This is a genomic window from Undibacterium paludis, assembly GCF_022568815.1.
GTDB lineage: Bacteria > Pseudomonadota > Gammaproteobacteria > Burkholderiales > Burkholderiaceae_D > Undibacterium.
The window spans coordinates 116,837-132,553 of the sequence record NZ_JAKZHX010000002.1 but is presented as its reverse complement, the minus strand read 5'-3'; the positions used below and the strand labels follow the sequence as shown (position 1 = coordinate 132,553).

The 15,717-nt window shown below is 47.7% G+C and carries 14 protein-coding genes and 1 tRNA gene; 3 read left to right on the top strand and 12 right to left on the bottom strand.

All coding sequences use genetic code 11. From position 1 onward, the window contains the following. Position 1: 1 nt before the first annotated feature. From LZ463_RS05215 to LZ463_RS05190, 6 genes are all read right to left on the bottom strand, one after another. The gene (locus LZ463_RS05215) at positions 2-688 is read right to left on the bottom strand and encodes a methyltransferase (RefSeq protein ID WP_241454529.1); all 687 of its coding nucleotides are present in this window, start codon (positions 686-688) and stop codon (positions 2-4) included. A gap of 90 nt (positions 689-778) precedes the next feature. Then, positions 779-2,413 (bottom strand): ATP-binding response regulator, encoded by a 1,635-nt coding sequence (locus LZ463_RS05210; RefSeq protein ID WP_241454528.1) that lies wholly within the window; start codon positions 2,411-2,413, stop codon positions 779-781. A 296-nt stretch (positions 2,414-2,709) separates the two neighbouring features. After that, positions 2,710-3,270: an HNH endonuclease gene (locus LZ463_RS05205; protein WP_241454527.1), complete on the bottom strand. Its 561-nt coding sequence runs from the start codon at positions 3,268-3,270 to the stop codon at positions 2,710-2,712. 287 nt (positions 3,271-3,557) lie between these two features. Continuing rightward, positions 3,558-3,631, bottom strand: a tRNA-Cys gene (locus LZ463_RS05200). A gap of 5 nt (positions 3,632-3,636) precedes the next feature. Next, positions 3,637-3,789 (bottom strand): hypothetical protein, encoded by a 153-nt coding sequence (locus tag LZ463_RS05195; protein ID WP_241454526.1) that lies wholly within the window; start codon positions 3,787-3,789, stop codon positions 3,637-3,639. Between the two features lie 981 nt (positions 3,790-4,770). Then, positions 4,771-5,517: a M90 family metallopeptidase gene (locus LZ463_RS05190; RefSeq protein WP_241454525.1), complete on the bottom strand. Its 747-nt coding sequence runs from the start codon at positions 5,515-5,517 to the stop codon at positions 4,771-4,773. A gap of 275 nt (positions 5,518-5,792) precedes the next feature. Here LZ463_RS05190 and LZ463_RS05185 point away from each other — a divergent pair, with 275 nt between their 5' ends. The 3 genes from LZ463_RS05185 to LZ463_RS05175 all read left to right on the top strand — a co-directional run bounded on the left by LZ463_RS05185 (position 5,793) and on the right by LZ463_RS05175 (position 7,800). Continuing rightward, the gene (locus LZ463_RS05185) at positions 5,793-6,338 is read left to right on the top strand and encodes an NUDIX hydrolase (RefSeq protein WP_241454524.1); all 546 of its coding nucleotides are present in this window, start codon (positions 5,793-5,795) and stop codon (positions 6,336-6,338) included. Positions 6,339-6,372: 34 nt separating this feature from the next. Beyond that, entirely contained in the window at positions 6,373-6,591 is a 219-nt protein-coding gene (locus LZ463_RS05180; RefSeq protein WP_241454523.1) for a DUF6500 family protein, read from the top strand. A gap of 93 nt (positions 6,592-6,684) precedes the next feature. After that, positions 6,685-7,800 (top strand): NADH:flavin oxidoreductase/NADH oxidase, encoded by a 1,116-nt coding sequence (locus tag LZ463_RS05175; RefSeq protein WP_241454522.1) that lies wholly within the window; start codon positions 6,685-6,687, stop codon positions 7,798-7,800. A 52-nt stretch (positions 7,801-7,852) separates the two neighbouring features. Here the strand turns inward: LZ463_RS05175 and LZ463_RS05170 are convergent, their stop codons facing one another. The 6 genes from LZ463_RS05170 to LZ463_RS05145 all read right to left on the bottom strand — a co-directional run bounded on the left by LZ463_RS05170 (position 7,853) and on the right by LZ463_RS05145 (position 15,537). Then, positions 7,853-8,323 (bottom strand): Aca2/YdiL-like domain-containing protein, encoded by a 471-nt coding sequence (locus tag LZ463_RS05170; RefSeq protein ID WP_241454520.1) that lies wholly within the window; start codon positions 8,321-8,323, stop codon positions 7,853-7,855. Positions 8,324-8,383: 60 nt separating this feature from the next. Continuing rightward, positions 8,384-11,056, bottom strand: a complete 2,673-nt coding sequence (locus LZ463_RS05165) for a polysaccharide deacetylase family protein (protein ID WP_241454518.1) — start codon at positions 11,054-11,056, stop codon at positions 8,384-8,386. 106 nt (positions 11,057-11,162) lie between these two features. Beyond that, positions 11,163-11,855, bottom strand: coding sequence for a DNA alkylation repair protein (locus LZ463_RS05160; protein ID WP_241454517.1), 693 nt, complete (start codon positions 11,853-11,855; stop codon positions 11,163-11,165). A 153-nt stretch (positions 11,856-12,008) separates the two neighbouring features. After that, on the bottom strand, positions 12,009-13,949 hold the full coding sequence (locus LZ463_RS05155; protein WP_241454516.1) for an SPFH domain-containing protein: 1,941 nt from the start codon (positions 13,947-13,949) through the stop codon (positions 12,009-12,011). Positions 13,950-14,084: 135 nt separating this feature from the next. Beyond that, positions 14,085-15,035, bottom strand: coding sequence for an SPFH domain-containing protein (locus LZ463_RS05150; RefSeq protein WP_241454515.1), 951 nt, complete (start codon positions 15,033-15,035; stop codon positions 14,085-14,087). A gap of 67 nt (positions 15,036-15,102) precedes the next feature. Continuing rightward, positions 15,103-15,537, bottom strand: a complete 435-nt coding sequence (locus LZ463_RS05145) for an NfeD family protein (protein ID WP_241454514.1) — start codon at positions 15,535-15,537, stop codon at positions 15,103-15,105. Positions 15,538-15,717: the final 180 nt, after the last annotated feature.

Sequence of the window (15,717 nt, the reverse complement as noted above, 5' to 3'; positions counted from 1 at the left end):
CTTACAGCTTACGTTTTATCAGGAAGGCATAGAATTTTTTTGTCTCGGCCTTGTCCGCTGCAGCACTGGCCATGGCTCTGACAGAAAATCCGGCAGCTTTGGCCAGGGCCTTGATTTCCTTGATCGCACCAAAATTGGATTGCGCAAAATAAATGCGTCCACCTGGCTTCAGGTGATTACCGACTTCTGCAAAAAACCGGGTATTGGTCTTGAAGTCAGTATCCCATTGTGAACTGGCAACGACGTCGGGTGCTTCCTTATTGCGAAATGGCAGATTGGCCGTGATAACGTCAAACTGCTCACCTTTCAGGGCTTCAAAAAGATTGGATTTTTTGACAGACATGATTTTGTCGAAACCATGCAATCTGGCATTGTGCTTTGCACTTTTGATGGCCGACGGATTGATGTCAACAGCCGTAACTTTGCTTGCTCCCCCGTAACAGGCAAATACAGCAATGACGCCTGAACCAGTCCCGACATCAAGCACACTTTCGCCAGCATTAATCTTGAAACTTTTAACCAAAGGCTGGCTGTCCGTAAACGGCCAGAAGGTATTCGGATACACGAGGAATTCCTTGCCCAGATATTTGACAGCCTTACCATCTGGATCTATCGCCTTGAATGCTTTTTGTCGATTTTTTTGCCAGCGATCTATCTGTTTAAGATCAGTTGCAATTATCGGTTCCATGGCGATCCCTTTCAAGAAAAAGATGAGAACAAGACGAAAATGCTGGCAATACCTGGTAATGCAAATTCAAGATGGCATTCAAGGCTAGCATCAATTCAGCTTTTGATCTGCCGCAAACTGCAAGGCGTCATCAATTACAGTGTTGAATTGAACAATGTCTATTGGTTTTGTCAGATAGTGAAAAAAACCAGCCTTGGCCCCTTTTTCCAAATCATCCGGCATGGCATTTGCTGTCAATGCAATGACGGGTATATGGGAAGTTTTGGGATCGTCTCTCAAGAATCTGCGTGTCTCTATGCCATCAATACCGGGCAAATTGATATCCATCAATATCACGTCCGGCATGTGCAGCCTCGCCTGTTCGATGCCAAGCAAGCCATCCGCTGCCGTCAGCAAACTAAGATCAGAACGCAAGCGTATCAGCTCGGCAACCAGTCTTAAATTGGTTGGATTGTCCTCGACGTAAAGCAATGACTTTTGTATCTCATTTTCTCTCTTTTCCGGCCTGTCACGCATCTCGCTATCAGCAGTAACGGCAGATACGGATGGTACGGCGCCACTTTTGGCAAACTTTATCCAGAACGTACTACCTATACCAACCTGACTATTGATACCGATGCTGCCCTTCATAGCCTCTACCAGGTGCTTGACCAGTGAGAGCCCTATCCCGGTACCTTCTTCATTGAACACTTCTCGTCCCAGGCGATTGAATGGCTGGAAGATGGTTTGCAATTGAATCCCACTCAAGCCTACGCCGGTATCTTCGACTCTGATACAAAGGTCATCGCCCTCAATAGCGCAATGGATACTGACCGTTCCCCGGTCACGATTATATTTGATGGCGTTCGACAGCAGATTGATCAAGACCTGTTTCAGCCGTATGCGGTCAGCATACACAGTCAGTCCGGTGTTCTCTGCAAATTTGACCATGATGCCGCGTTTGAGCGCAAGTGGCTCTATCATGGTTTTGCATTCCGCCAGCACGTCGTCAATGGCGATCTCTTCAAGCGCAAGCTTCATCGCACCCGACTCCACCTTTGCCAGATCCAGTATTTCATTGATGAGCGTCAGCAAGTGGCTACCGGCTTCTTCAATGTGGCGTGAGAACTCCTTCTTCTCTTCCAGTGACGTAGTCAATGTATCGGACGCCAGTATCTGGGCGAAGCCAAGTATGGCATTCAAAGGCGTGCGTAACTCATGGCTCATGTTCGACAAGAAAGTAGATTTTGCACGATTGGCAACTTCGGCCTGCGTACGTGCTTGCTCCAAATCCTTGTTAAGCGCAACCAGCTCTATCGTGTGAGCGCGTAACTGGTGCTCAAGTTTGGCGTTCATGATTCTGAGCTGGCGGGTTTCCATCGCACGCACCAGGACAGGTAGTATGGATGAGATCTTGAAGGGCTTGATGATGTAATCCAGTGCACCAACCTTCATTGCTTTCACTGCTGAAGTGATACTGCCCTCTCCGGTCATCACGATACAGGCAAGATCTGGGTCAATACTGCGGGCTGATTCAACCATGGCTATACCGTCCAGGTCCGGCATCATCAGGTCTGTCAGGAGTAAATCGAATGTATTGGAACGTAAAGTGGCGATTGCGTCAGTGCCATTGGAAAAGCCGGTTGTTTCGTAATTGTGGTCACGCAAAAGCTCGCAGAGCGCCTGCAAATGTGCCGTCTCATCGTCAACAATCAAAATGCGGGGTTGCATTTGTGATGATGTCATTTGAACTCCTGGCAAAAGCAAATCGCTCAATTTCATACACTGATCTGGCATGAACCCAATTTACAGATATGTGTAAATTGTTTCCCAGTATCATCAGTCAATCATTGCAAAAGGATGTCACTTTTCAGCACATACATAGTAGCATTTTTTTAAAATGGTAATAAAACAATTAACAATTTGTTTCTATTGATCTGATTGACAAGATGGATGCATGGAATCAGAGTTCATCAAAAAAAAGAGGCTCCGATTGAGCCTCTTTTTTTGATAGATATCATACTGATATGAATCATGCACATTTATAGCAAGCGACTGTGTCGTGGCAATTTTGCTGACAAATAATCAAGCTGATCAGCGATTACATTTCTTCCGCTCAAGATGAAGTGTTCAAAACGACATGGCGCATAAGGGACATAAATCAAAGGCTTGAAATCATGGACAAGTTTATTGCCTTTGGCATGATTGCAGGTACGACAGGCAGTGACACAGTTTTCCCACACGTCTTTGCCCCCACGAGAAGTAGCCAGTACATGATCACGTGACAGTTCGTGATAAGCAAATTGCTCCCCACAATACGCACAGATATATTTATCACGCGCATACAGCAGGCGGTTACCATCCCCCAAAGGGATATGGTGACGCTTATTTTTTGCCAATCCATCATTACTACGAATGGAGATAATGGGGCGAATAGCAATTTTCGATTGCTCGCCATTTTTGTTGTATCCGCCGCGCAGCAAGAATACCTGGTCCCCCAGTTCCCACGCTACCTTGTTTGCGGCGTAGTGACTGGCAGCGTCATTCTGGCTTATCCAGTCATAGGGTATTCCTGCGATATCCAATACCAATATTTGTTGCATACATCACCTGTTTTGATGGGATGTTTTTCAATTTGGGAAGAATGAGCTGTATAAGCATATCAAATAGAACTATTTGAATATACTCTGATTATCCATTGAAGTGGGGCACTGGAATCAGCATCAATGCATGTTGCATACCGACCACTCGCCAAGGCTGTCACGCTCTGCAATTGCCAAAAGACACGGTACGAACCCCACTCTGCAAGAGCACACAAGTCTTGTGATTTTTTCATGCTGTACTGCCGCAAATTAGCATTTCATGCAAGCGCGCACTGAATGCAGGCAAGAACCTGGTGCCGGATTCGAACCGACGAACAACAGTTTTGCAGACTGCGCCTTTAGACCACTCAGGCAACCAGGTATTGATCAACGTCGTTTTTTCCATGCATATCCGGGCGCAACATCTGCCACACCCGCATGGCCTACTGAATTCGGGTTTTCACATGCCATCGTTATATGGCTCAATGCCTGACCCTGACGTTGCTGCGCACGCAAGGATTCGGCAAATTGCAAAGCCATGGTCATGTCTTCTTGAGCAAACTCTTTGAGACAAGCCTGCTTTTGTCCATCAATACAGATAGACCAATAAATCATAAACATCTTTTTTTACTTTTTTGCTATTGTTTTTATCATTTCAGGGAGCAGAAATCAATCTGCGTCCAAGGCAACCATATTATTCTTTCAGAATAGTGAAATCGCAATATATAACCTCCTACAAATGAAGCATTACTGATGATTGCCAGGCAAACACAGCAACAGACTCTTCATTTCAAAAGAAAACTGAAATCAGCAGTCTTTTGAAATGCCGCGAATAATCACATAGGCATTTGTGTGAGTTGATCAGACTTTCTCTTTATTCAACCCATTTGAAATGGAATGAATAAAGAGCTCGTCATCGTTCTTCCCAAATTGTTAAAGAATCCCGTGTTATCCGGTGTTTCCCGGCACGACCGCCTCATGGCGGGTTTCACTGCTGGGTTTCCAAAACCTGGTTTTGAAAACCTCATAAAAAAAGCCCGGAGCTTTACAGGCATCCGGGCTTTACAACTTTCATTGTGGAAGCACTGGCAGTGCTTCCACAGTGTCAGGGGTTAGCCCCTCGGATGTCGACTATTTTTGTCCAATAAAATGCATGGCCCAGATTTCCAGTTTCACAAACATCCGCGCCTTGTGCCCGGAAGCATGCGGGCTCCGCTATGACCATACCAGGGGGCGCCACCCCGCCACTATCCAAGACAGTCACATGATTACGGATAAATTCAGCCACAGACGTCAATATTGACGTCATCAGACGCAAACTTTGTTGAGCAATTGTTTTGTCAGTGTGTTTCACGATACGGTATTCTCATCAACTAAATCAGTCAGATTATCTTGACACAAATTTTTATATATAACAAGTAATTAATGACAAATATAAGCATCAAATGAATAAATTTGTTTTTTTATGACATATTTTATCGTTCAATTTCAAACCCATCAGAGTAATTTTTACGATCTCAGCTAAACCCAATCTCTTGGGTCTACACAGTAAAAGCCTCTCAACTGCTCAAATAGTGCAGGATGCGCGCAGGCCAACTCTGTACTCTTTTTGAAAAACGCTTCTGTTGTAACGGCAAAAAATTCTGCAGGACTGGTAGCTCCATATGGATCGATAACAGTTGGAGCGCCGTGCTCGGTCGCCAGTTGCAGTTGCTCAAACTCCTGCCCCATCACTTGTGACCAAACGCGATAAGAAGCTGCATTCTTCAATGCTGGTGCACCATTGACGGAACCAGTTTCACTATCAAGTTGATGAGCAAACTCATGCAATACAACATCTTGCCCAAGGGCCTCTGTCTTAGGGTTATTTGCAGACTGATCCCATGCCAGTATCACGCGACCATCACTCCATGATTCCCCGCTCAGGCCCTGATTGGTATGTGTAACCACACCACCGGCATTCATCTGCTGCCTAGGTGCGACAAATGCAGATGGGTATACCAATACATGCGTCAACTGGGGGAAAACATCAGAATTGCGATTCAATAGCAACAAACAAGCCTTACCGGCTATGGTCACCCTGATCTCGTCAGTAATGACCAGGCCACCACACCCTACAAAAGTCTTTTGATAGAGAAATTGACGTATGCGGCGTTTTAATTGCATCTGCAAATCAGTCGGCATGCGAGAGTAAGCCGGCAGGTTTTTTCGCAATATCTTTGAATAATTTAAAGGGAAGGCCTGGGCAAGCACATGCCGCAAGCGCATTTTGGGTATAAGAAAAATGCCGAAGACAAAAACAGCTACAAAAAGTAAAAGCCAAGTCATTGTAGAATCTCACAGAAATTATCTGCATAAGCAAAAAAGTGAAGTATTCTTTGCCACATTGCCCAAGCGTGATGAGCAAGCAACTGCCAGGAAGCTGGCATGTCGTTACCAAGCTCGCTGGATATGAAGCAAATGGGCCCATGTCTGCCAAAGTCAATGGCACTGTATAAAATCATACGCTCTAAATCGATCATGGCTTGTTGCCGCAAATACGAATGGATAACTGGAAAATCATTAAATCCTCCATCTTGATCACCGACCAATGGCTAAAACTGCGTGCGGACCAATGCCAACTCTCAAATGGTCAAATGATTGATCCTTACTACGTTATAGATGAACCTGACAACGTACATATCTTTGCCGTCAACGAGCAAAGCCAGGTATTGACAGTCACCCAGTATCGTCACGGGGTTGGGCGGACATGCCTGGAATTACCGGGAGGAGCCCTGAATCATGGCGAAACACCGCTTGCTGCTGCGCAAAGAGAATTAAGAGAAGAAACCTCTTACATTGCCAATAAATGGACGACTATTGGACGTATGTTCACAAATCCGGCACGACAAACAAGCACAATCCATGTTTTTCTGGCTGAAGAAATAAGTTCTGCAGGAAGTCAAAATCTGGATGTATCCGAAGACATTCAATTTAATTTCCTGCCAATTGCCGATGTTGGAAAAAAAATCCAAGAGGGCCAATTTTCTCAGGCATTGCATATAGCCTCTTACTATCGTTGTCTGCATTATTTGCGGATGAAAGAATGAGTCAATTCACATTAGATCAAGGTAATACCCAAGAATGCAAAGTGTCTTAAAAAATAAGATCATCGAAATCTGCGATCAAAAAATCAGACAAAAGGGTGAAAACGTCGGCTTGTCGTTTTACGCTTTCTTTGCCAATAAAAACGATGATCCTGAATTGTTGATGGAAGCGGCTACATGGTGGATCATGGAAAACAAACTGGACCATTTTGAAAAAGCCACCAAAATCAAGGCGCTAGTACAAGAGATTGAATGAACTGTAGCCTGCTCATACCGTAGCCTGCAGTAATTCGATCGTACAGGCATAATGATTGACAGGTTTTTCGTTAGCCACACAGCCAGGAATTTTATGAGCGCCCTATTCTCGCCACTCCAACTTGGACCACTGAAGTTAAAAAACCGCATCATCATCGCACCCATGTGCCAATACTCTGCTGTTGATGGCAATGCCACAGACTGGCATCTGATACATTTGGGTCAGCTTGCCCTGTCTGGTGCCGGCATGCTGATACTGGAAGCGACGGCGGTTGAATCCATAGGTCGCATTTCTCCAGGCGACCTTGGCTTGTGGTCAGATGAAAATGAGGCTGCATTGGCGACAGTCATCACCGCCGTACGAAGGCATTCGACCATGCCCCTTGTCATACAACTGGGTCATGCCGGTCGCAAGGCATCCAGCCAGGCGCCATGGGATGGTGGTCAGTTGATCGCCATCGAAAATGGCGGCTGGCAGATGGCCGCGCCTTCCGCCCTGCCCCATGCCCAGGGTGAGCGCGCACCACTGGCATTGGATGAAGCCGGCTTGATGCGTATCAAACAGGCCTTTGTCGATGCCGCCATACGTGCAGAACGCCTTGGCCTGGATGCGATAGAGTTACATGCAGCCCACGGCTATTTATTGCATCAATTCCTGTCGCCGATATCGAATCAACGCACTGACGCCTACGGCGGGCCGCTGGAAAATCGCTTGCGCTTCCCGCTTGAAGTGTTTGACGCAGTTCGTGCTGCCGTTTCCCATAAAAAGATGACAGTTGGCGTACGTATTTCGGCCACCGACTGGGTAGAAGGCGGCTGGGATGTCGCACAAAGCAGGCAATTCGCAAAAAATTTGCAGGAGCGTGGTTGCGACTTTATTCACGTATCAAGCGGCGGCGTTTCACCGGCACAGAAAATCCCTGTAGGACCCGGTTATCAAGTCCATCTGGCAGAAGCAATCAAACGAGATGTCGACATACCCGTGATTGCTGTTGGTATGATTACCGATGCACAACAGGCTGAAGAAATTATCTCAGCCGGACAGGCTGATGCAATAGGTATCGCCCGGGGAATTCTATATGATCCGCACTGGCCCTGGCATGCCGCTGCAGCACTGGGAGCGTCGGTGGATGCGCCGCGTCAGTACTGGCGCTCACAGCCACGCGATCTTAAAAACTTGTTTGGTGAAACCAGCATAGGGCAAAGGTAGGCAACACCAGCGTTAAGTAAAAGTCGCGACTGCCCTGCCATAATCTCAGTGATCAGGCAGGCACCTGTTCATCCGCCCATTGATTGCGCATGGAATCACTGTCTGCGCGTCGCCCCAGCCAGTTGCCATAGGCATTGGCATCAAACTGTATGACACTGCAGTTTTCTATCGAAATCAGATGTGCCACTACAGATTGCTGGGGTCGCCACATAATCGATTCACGATAAGGCAAGGTGCACCAATCTTCAAAACTATCATACCAGACCAGCGCGATCGGTTTTTTACTTACGCCTGCCGGCATTTGCTGGTAATGGGTTTTTATCGCTGCCTGTGTGTCGGCAATTGCCTTTTTGCGACAACTCAACAAATAATTGACCATTGATATCACATCTTGCGGAATCTTTTGCTCTCCGGCTTCCCAGCTGCTCCAGCTACGTTGCGAGACACCACCGATTAGCTCGGCAGCCTCATGCTGACTAAAATGCAGCAAGCTGCGGATTGCTTTCAATGTTACGCCATTCATTCTTATTCCTGAATTATTCCTGATTTATAGCTGTCTTGATTTTCTATTTTTTCAACTGTCTCAATTCAATTTTTTTAAAGCTTCCTTGACATAGTTGGCATTTGGGCTGTTTGGCGATAACTCAAGGAAACTGGTATAGGCTTTCTTCGCCTTTTCATTTTCATTTTGCAGCGCCCTGGCGTCACCCAGGTTCAGGTAAGCAATCGCACGCGAGGGATCTATTTGCAGCGTATTCTCAAACCAGCGCGCAGCTTCTGCATATTTCTGCTGCTTGAAATAGACAAAACCCAGATTGTTGGCCGCCAGGCCAAAGTCGGGCCTGTGCTTGAGAGCTTCAGTGAAGGCTGCTTCCGCCTGCGCATATTGTTTTTCTTTATAAAGCTGAAGACCATGCTCATTGGCGCGCTGGGCCAATTGGCGGGAAGAGGCATCAACCATTTTTGGCGCTGCGATTTTCTGATCTCCACCGTTGAGGTTTTTGATCACGATAGGTGCATCCCCGCCAGCCTTGGCGGTTGCACCGTCAAGTTTGTTATTGAGGGCGATGGCTTCGGCAGATAACTGATTGGTCTTGGCGCTCAGAAACTCACCTTCACTATGCATTTCAAATACAAACTCACCACCTTCAGAGCCAGGCAGGCTGCCAAATGCCGGAGTCTGTTGCGACACACTCGATACTGCCGGCGCTATATAGGCAGCCAGTTCGGTGGCCGTGATCATGCCGTCACCATTCATGTCTGCCTTGCCGCTCAAGGCTTGCAACAAGGTCCAGGTAAAGACGGAGTGACCATTTGGACCGCCATCAGCCACCAGTTGGTCAGCGCCACCTGCTGTCAGCATCTGCCTGCCCAGGCGCTTGGAATTCTCACGCAGGAAGGCGCTGGTACCGCCACCGCGCGTCAATCCAAGGCCGCTATAACAGGCATCCATCACGAACAGGATGTGCTTGGCATTGAGGCTTTCAGCAATATTCTGCAAATCTGTCATGGGGATGGCATCGATGGACACTTGTTCCGGGTCTGAATCGACCGGGATGATATAACCAAGATTGCGGCCGGAGCTCAGTTTTCTGGTTGCGCCATGACCGGCGAAAAATACAAATACCCTGTCATCTTTCTTGAGCTGGCCATGTCCGAGTTTTTCATGGAATAGCGCCAGAATGTTATTCCGGGTCGCGTCAGCATTGGTCAACGTCAATACCTTGTCACCAGAAAACCCCATGCGAGTGATCAGGGTTTCGCGAATCGCATTGGCATCCTGCACGGCGTATTGCAGCTTGGGCCATTTGACATAGTCGTTTATACCGATCACGATGGCCCAGCTGTTCTGATAGTCTGTAGTAATGCTGACCTTTTCTGGTGTAGCTTTGCCAGCCTTGGCAATTTTGAAGTCACTGCCATCCCAGGAAGCAAAGCTGTAACCATCGGCAATCAGTTTGTCGAGTACCAGAGGCAGGGCTTTGACGGTACGTTCATGGATGTCATGGAAAAGTATGATGCCACGTTGCTCCTTTTCCAGGGTGCCTAGTACGCGACCAGCGATGGAATTGGGAACAGGATCGGCCCAGTCCAGGGAATCAATATTCCACATGACAGAGCGCAGACCAAGCTTGCTCAGGATTTGCATGCCCTCCTTGTTCTTTGCCCCATAAGGGAAGCGGAACAAGGCTGAACGAGCGGGGTCAATGGCTTTGAGCAATTTATCCGTCTGTTCAATTTCCGCATTCAGGTTGTCGCCGCTCTCTTTGGACAGCAGGGCATGGCTAAAGCTGTGATTGGCCAATACATGACCTGCATTCAAGAGTTTTTTACTGGTCTCTGCATTTTTATTGAGTAGTTCCTTACCCTGTGCGTTGATGCTGCCCACATTCTTGCCTACCTGGAAAAACACGCCAGGCACATTATATTGCTTGAGTATGGCGGCAATTTCATCGGTATAGGTGGCATGTGGGCCGTCATCAAAGGTCAGCACTACTGTTTTAGGTGGCAAGCCCTGACCAAAGATTTCTTTTTCCTTGTCGTCGGTTTTACCAGGTTTTTCCGGATAAGGCAGGATAAAACCGTAGTCTTTCAATATCTGCTCACGGTTATACAGCTTGCGTAGTTTGGCGATGTAATCGTCCCAGCGCTCACGTTTCAATTCTATGGAACGTGACTCAAAACGGGAAAAAATCTCTTTCAGTTCTTTGTCATATTCTTTTTCAATTTCACCCAGTGCGTTCAGATCGTCACTGACACGCTTGTGCAGTTTAATCGAAGGCAAGGTCTGTTCAGTGGCGATGAGTTTTTGCATTTTCACCAGCACCTCCCTGAAGGCCAGGCGATCAGCGTCGTAAAGATCTTCTCCAGACTCTATATAACTCAGGATATTGTCAAACGCAGCTTCACGCTGACTTGCGTGAGCAGCCTTTGCCTTGTCAAAGTAGGTGTCAAGATTATTGAGCCTGACCAGGTTCTCATGAAACAGGGCCTGCCCCACCCTGTTTGCCTCTTCATGCTCCTTGCTTGTCAGCTTTTTCTCATCTGCCAGCAAGACGATGATTTTGCGATAGCCAACCAGTAAGGAATTCAAATCATCTGGCAGTTTGGCAGAATCAAAGTCATTTCTCCCAGTAGATTGCACTGAAGCAGATTGCGTATTCGCTTGCGAACCTGTTTTTTGACTGACGAAATAAGCACCAGTAGCCAGGCCAGTAACAGCAAGAATGGAAAGAATAAGTTTATGGAGTTTCATTGGGCAAATGCAAACAACTACAGTATCAGGGACGACCCGATATCATATTGCAAATTCCCGCCCTGTTGTTTGTCGCCTGTGGTTTTTCTCGACGTTTATTTGAAAGTTAAGACCCCAACCTGGTCAGGTTTTTACTGGCTTCTCGGTAAGTCAATGCAGATAGCCTGTCTTTATGTTCATTTAAAAAAACGCGGATTCTGGTCGGATCGTGCCAGGCGTAATCACGCAAAGCCCAACCTGATGCTTTCCTGATGAAAAATTCTTTCTCATCAGCCAAAGCAAGTGAGTAACGAAATAACCTGTCAACATCAGTCAACTCACGCCACCCCAATTGATGCAAGATGGCTATGCGTCTCACCCAAAAATCCGGGTGTAGCAAGGCAGCGTCCATGGCTTGCTGTACTCGCTGCCCCTCACTCAGATGCTGACGCAAAAGGTCTCCGATGACACCGGCAAGGCCGTCCACGGTATCCCACCATGATTTTTTTTGCACCAGTTGCAGCAAAGCAGGCAGGTCATCAAAGCGCAGCTTACGATAATGCTTTGCCAGGATATCGACAGCCAGGTACTGGTATTCACGCTCCTTGCTGGCCCACAGGCTGTTTGCCAGCGCGATCAATTCATCAGCACTGGCTGTTTTCAGTTTTTTGATACCATCAGCACAAACCTTACGTCTGTCAGGCGCTGGTATGCCTAGAAAATCAAAGTGATTCTTCATATAGGCACGCATGGCTATAGCACGCTCACCATCCGCTATCTGCAGCAGCTTATTCTTGAAATCGTCGATTAATTCGGTCATGTCAACACCATTTCTGGAATCGGAAAGAGGTAAAGTACGTACCAGCCATTATTCCATCAAATTGAAAACTTCACTTTTGCCAGTGATACACTCACATGAAATGAAAAACTCATTCCAGGAATCTCTCCTGGAATGAGTTTCTCCCGGCCTCTATCAGTTTGTACTGACAGTTGTTACCTGATTGCCTTTATTGAGCAAATCTTTTGCAGCGAGAGCCAGAAAGGCGTCAACTGCTGAACTTGCTGCACCCCCACCCGTCTGTATGCTGGGCACCATGGCGATATGTCCCTTCTCTATCGCCTCAGCAAAACGGAGCAAGACAGTTTGCTGGAATTGCAATTCAGGGCCGCCATAGGCTTCGACATTCAATTGTGTTGCCTTGGCCTGAGCCTCACCAATTTGCTGGATCTGGAAGGCTTCGGCATTGGCCAATGTCCGTTTGGCGTCGGCTGCACCAGAGGCCACCTGACGGGCCTCTTCCGCCGCCTTGATGGCTTTTTGTACAGCGGCGCTACCCTGGTTCTCGGCAATTTTCACAGCCAGTTCCGATTCGGTGATCGATGTCTGCTGCTTGGCCCTGGCTTCAGCTTCACGCAGGATACGTTCCTGCACGGCTGCTGTTTCCTTGGTTTTGTAAGTTTCCAGTTGTTCTCTCGATACCTGGCGCTCACGCAATTGCTTGAGGATGACTTCGATCTGGGTATCACCGGTCTTTGCCCTGGGTGTACCAATCAGCACTTCATTGAGTGTCAGGTTATAGCCCTCAAAGTTCTTCCGCATCTCGGCTTTGGCGCGCTCCTGGATATCCGACCTCTCCTGCAACAGTTCGATCAAGGTTTTGCCCTGGCCGATATTCTTGAAATACGCAGCCACCATAGGATCCAGTGTCTGTTCTACCAGCTTCTGGATATCGCCAAATCGTTGTATCACCAGCGGCGCCATTTTATAGTCTATATTGACGACTACCGACAAAGGCAGGTCAGGCTCGAAAGCATCCTTGGTGATCAGTGAGACTTCGCTCAGGTGCTTGTCCAGCTCATGTGAACCAACCTGGCCAGACTGCCACTTCAGGATAAAGTTGGTGGTTGGCACATCAATCACCCGTTTCGCATACGGGTTCAATGCGTATTTACCGGGTAACAGCGGTGTTACCTGCACACCTTTTTCGTCACTACCGACCAGTTCGCCATGACGGTAAGAGTCACCGGTCACGTCATTACCTGCCTTGCCCGTATATGAGACCACTACACCGACATAACCGACCGGCACTACCCGCTTTTCAACGATCTCGAATGTGGCAAAGCGTGCATTCAGATAATAAGTACCCTCCACCAGTACCTGCAACTGGCGCCCCTTGTAACCACCTGCCTCGATAAAGACTTCAGGGTTCTGGAAATCATGATGATAGCTGCGGTTTTCATGCGGATCAGCGCCAACAACAGGGGCGACGATGGTACCTTCAGGCAAAGACTGCCCTTCATGTGTCGTAATAACGGCTAGTTTATCGTCACGTATCACCAATGGCAAAAAGCCATTGCGCAGGCGTAATTCATCAAGCATTTCTGCCAACTGACCAACGACCACGCCCTCACGATTGACATTGCCATCGCCTGGCAGGGGCAAGGCATATACGCGCTCAGCAGTCAGCACAACGAATTGTGCGAGATTGATGGCATAAGTACCTTCACGCAGGATTTTACGCTGCAAACCTTTTTGACCGCCGCCCGTCAGAAAGGCACGAACGTCGGTAAAGTCGTTGGCGGTTTTGTTGCAGGCCAGGTTTTGCGTCGGCGCCATGGCCTGGCCATCACGCGCAAATACATAGGCGAGCGTGCCCTGCTGTATTGTCACCAGGTCATGCCTGTGGATGGCGTACTGGAAGGGAAAGAATAAATGAAAGCCACCACGCAAGACTTCCGGCTGGAAGCCAGCTTCACCATTGAGCGCAATGAAACCATGCTCGACAGAACCGCTCGCAGACCATTTTTTTTCAACGATACCTATTTTTTCATTCGAGATATAGACCAGCACATTACTGGTGTACAACAACAGAATAATGACGAGTACGACAACTGCCAGAATAACGGGAAACATATAAAGCCTCTTCTTGAGTTAAATCCGATGTTTTCGGAAATGCGGCGGCTCAGCCGGCATCTGGTGGATGCCGGCACTGCTGCCTTGATTCATTCAGGGAGTAGCGAAGGGTCTGTCACACCCTTTTCGCTCAGATCAGACGGGTCGTCGTGGAGACTCAGTGACGGCAGGTTTTTGAGATTTGACAACTTGCATGGCAGTGGCAATCAGACCGCTCATGTCACCAAGATTAGCAGGAACAATAATTGAGTTATTGGTTTTGGCAAGATTGCCAAATGCCCCCACATATTGCTCAGCAACCTTCAGGTTGACCGCATCAGCGCCGCCTGGCGACTGAATCGCGGCAGCAGTTTTGCGTATTGCTTCTGCACTGGCTTCGGCGATCGCCAGGATGGCAGCCGCCTGACCTTGCGCACGATTGATTGATGCCTGTTTTTCACCTTCCGATTTGGCAATTGAGGCTTCACGCTCACCGGTCGCGATATTGATCTGCTCCTGCTTACGACCTTCAGATGCTGCAATCAGGGCGCGCTTTTCACGCTCAGCAGTAATCTGTGCCTGCATGGCATGCAAGATCTCTTTTGGTGGTGTCAGATCCTTGATTTCATAACGCAACACCTTGACACCCCAGTTGGCTGCCGATTCATCAATCGCATTGACGATGGCGGTATTGATGTGATCACGCTCTTCAAATGTCTTGTCGAGCTCCATCTTGCCGATGACTGAACGCAAGGTTGTTTGTGCCAACTGAGTAATCGCAGAGATGTAGTTAGATGAGCCATAAGAAGCGCGCATTGCATCGGTAATCTGGAAATACAGGATACCATCCACCTGCAATTGCGTATTATCCTTGGTGATGCATACCTGTGGCGGCACATCCAGCGGAATTTCTTTCAGGATGTGCTTGTAGGCGATGCGATCAACGAAGGGCACCACGATATTCAAACCCGGCCCCAGCGTGGCATGATATTTACCCAAACGCTCGACCACCCAGGCATGCTGCTGCGGCACGACATTGATAGTCTTGAAGATAAACACGATACCCAGCACGAGTAACACCAGGGCGACTGTACCTAAGCTTTCCATATTTTTACCTTTATTGTTATTCAGATCGTTTTATATTGACGTCAATCAACTGACTTTTATTTCTCTTTTAAGACGGCTTCACAATCAAGCGGCTACCTTGTATTTCTTCAATCACATAAGCACCGGGATAGCCAGCCGAGTGCTGTAACTCTACGTCCCACATGGCGCCGCGATACATGGCGCGCGCACCATACTTGCCATTCCCCAGATCCTTCCATTCATCAACCTGCAAACTTTGCCCTATATCCATATTGACATTAGGGTCACGTGAGGCATCCTTGCGATGCAAAGTGCCATACTTGCTTTTCCGGAGTGCAATTGCCGCTATTGACCCGACCAAAGAAGCAACAATCGCCTGCGCCACGCCACCAAACTGAAGAAAAGCGGCAATTGCGCCAGCCATCAGTCCAAGAGCGACCATCAACAAGTAAAACGTACCTGTAAACAATTCCAGTATCACAACGACACCTGCCAACACTGACCACATCATCCATCCGTTCATTTTCTTATTCTCCTTATTAGTTTTGTCTCTATTCACTGTACTACTGCTGCATTCTCTATGACATATTTGTTTTTTTCATCGGTAATCGTCACAAAAATTTACTCACAAAAAAGCCCTCTTTACCTGTCCGGTAAAGAGGGCTTTTTCAGGAATTTTGTTGAAGTATTGATTTTCTTTTTC

What these genes read in the sequence shown, in the direction of transcription:
- LZ463_RS05215 (WP_241454529.1), bottom strand. Translation starts at nt 688, where the DNA reads ATGGAACCGATAATTGCAACTGATCTTAAACAGATAGATCGCTGGCAA.
- LZ463_RS05210 (WP_241454528.1), bottom strand. Translation starts at nt 2,413, where the DNA reads ATGACATCATCACAAATGCAACCCCGCATTTTGATTGTTGACGATGAG.
- LZ463_RS05205 (WP_241454527.1), bottom strand. Translation starts at nt 3,270, where the DNA reads ATGCAACAAATATTGGTATTGGATATCGCAGGAATACCCTATGACTGG.
- LZ463_RS05195 (WP_241454526.1), bottom strand. Translation starts at nt 3,789, where the DNA reads ATGGCTTTGCAATTTGCCGAATCCTTGCGTGCGCAGCAACGTCAGGGT.
- LZ463_RS05190 (WP_241454525.1), bottom strand. Translation starts at nt 5,517, where the DNA reads ATGCGCTTGCGGCATGTGCTTGCCCAGGCCTTCCCTTTAAATTATTCA.
- LZ463_RS05185 (WP_241454524.1), top strand. Translation starts at nt 5,793, where the DNA reads ATGGATAACTGGAAAATCATTAAATCCTCCATCTTGATCACCGACCAA.
- LZ463_RS05180 (WP_241454523.1), top strand. Translation starts at nt 6,373, where the DNA reads ATGCAAAGTGTCTTAAAAAATAAGATCATCGAAATCTGCGATCAAAAA.
- LZ463_RS05175 (WP_241454522.1), top strand. Translation starts at nt 6,685, where the DNA reads ATGAGCGCCCTATTCTCGCCACTCCAACTTGGACCACTGAAGTTAAAA.
- LZ463_RS05170 (WP_241454520.1), bottom strand. Translation starts at nt 8,323, where the DNA reads ATGAATGGCGTAACATTGAAAGCAATCCGCAGCTTGCTGCATTTTAGT.
- LZ463_RS05165 (WP_241454518.1), bottom strand. Translation starts at nt 11,056, where the DNA reads ATGAAACTCCATAAACTTATTCTTTCCATTCTTGCTGTTACTGGCCTG.
- LZ463_RS05160 (WP_241454517.1), bottom strand. Translation starts at nt 11,855, where the DNA reads ATGACCGAATTAATCGACGATTTCAAGAATAAGCTGCTGCAGATAGCG.
- LZ463_RS05155 (WP_241454516.1), bottom strand. Translation starts at nt 13,949, where the DNA reads ATGTTTCCCGTTATTCTGGCAGTTGTCGTACTCGTCATTATTCTGTTG.
- LZ463_RS05150 (WP_241454515.1), bottom strand. Translation starts at nt 15,035, where the DNA reads ATGGAAAGCTTAGGTACAGTCGCCCTGGTGTTACTCGTGCTGGGTATC.
- LZ463_RS05145 (WP_241454514.1), bottom strand. Translation starts at nt 15,537, where the DNA reads ATGAACGGATGGATGATGTGGTCAGTGTTGGCAGGTGTCGTTGTGATA.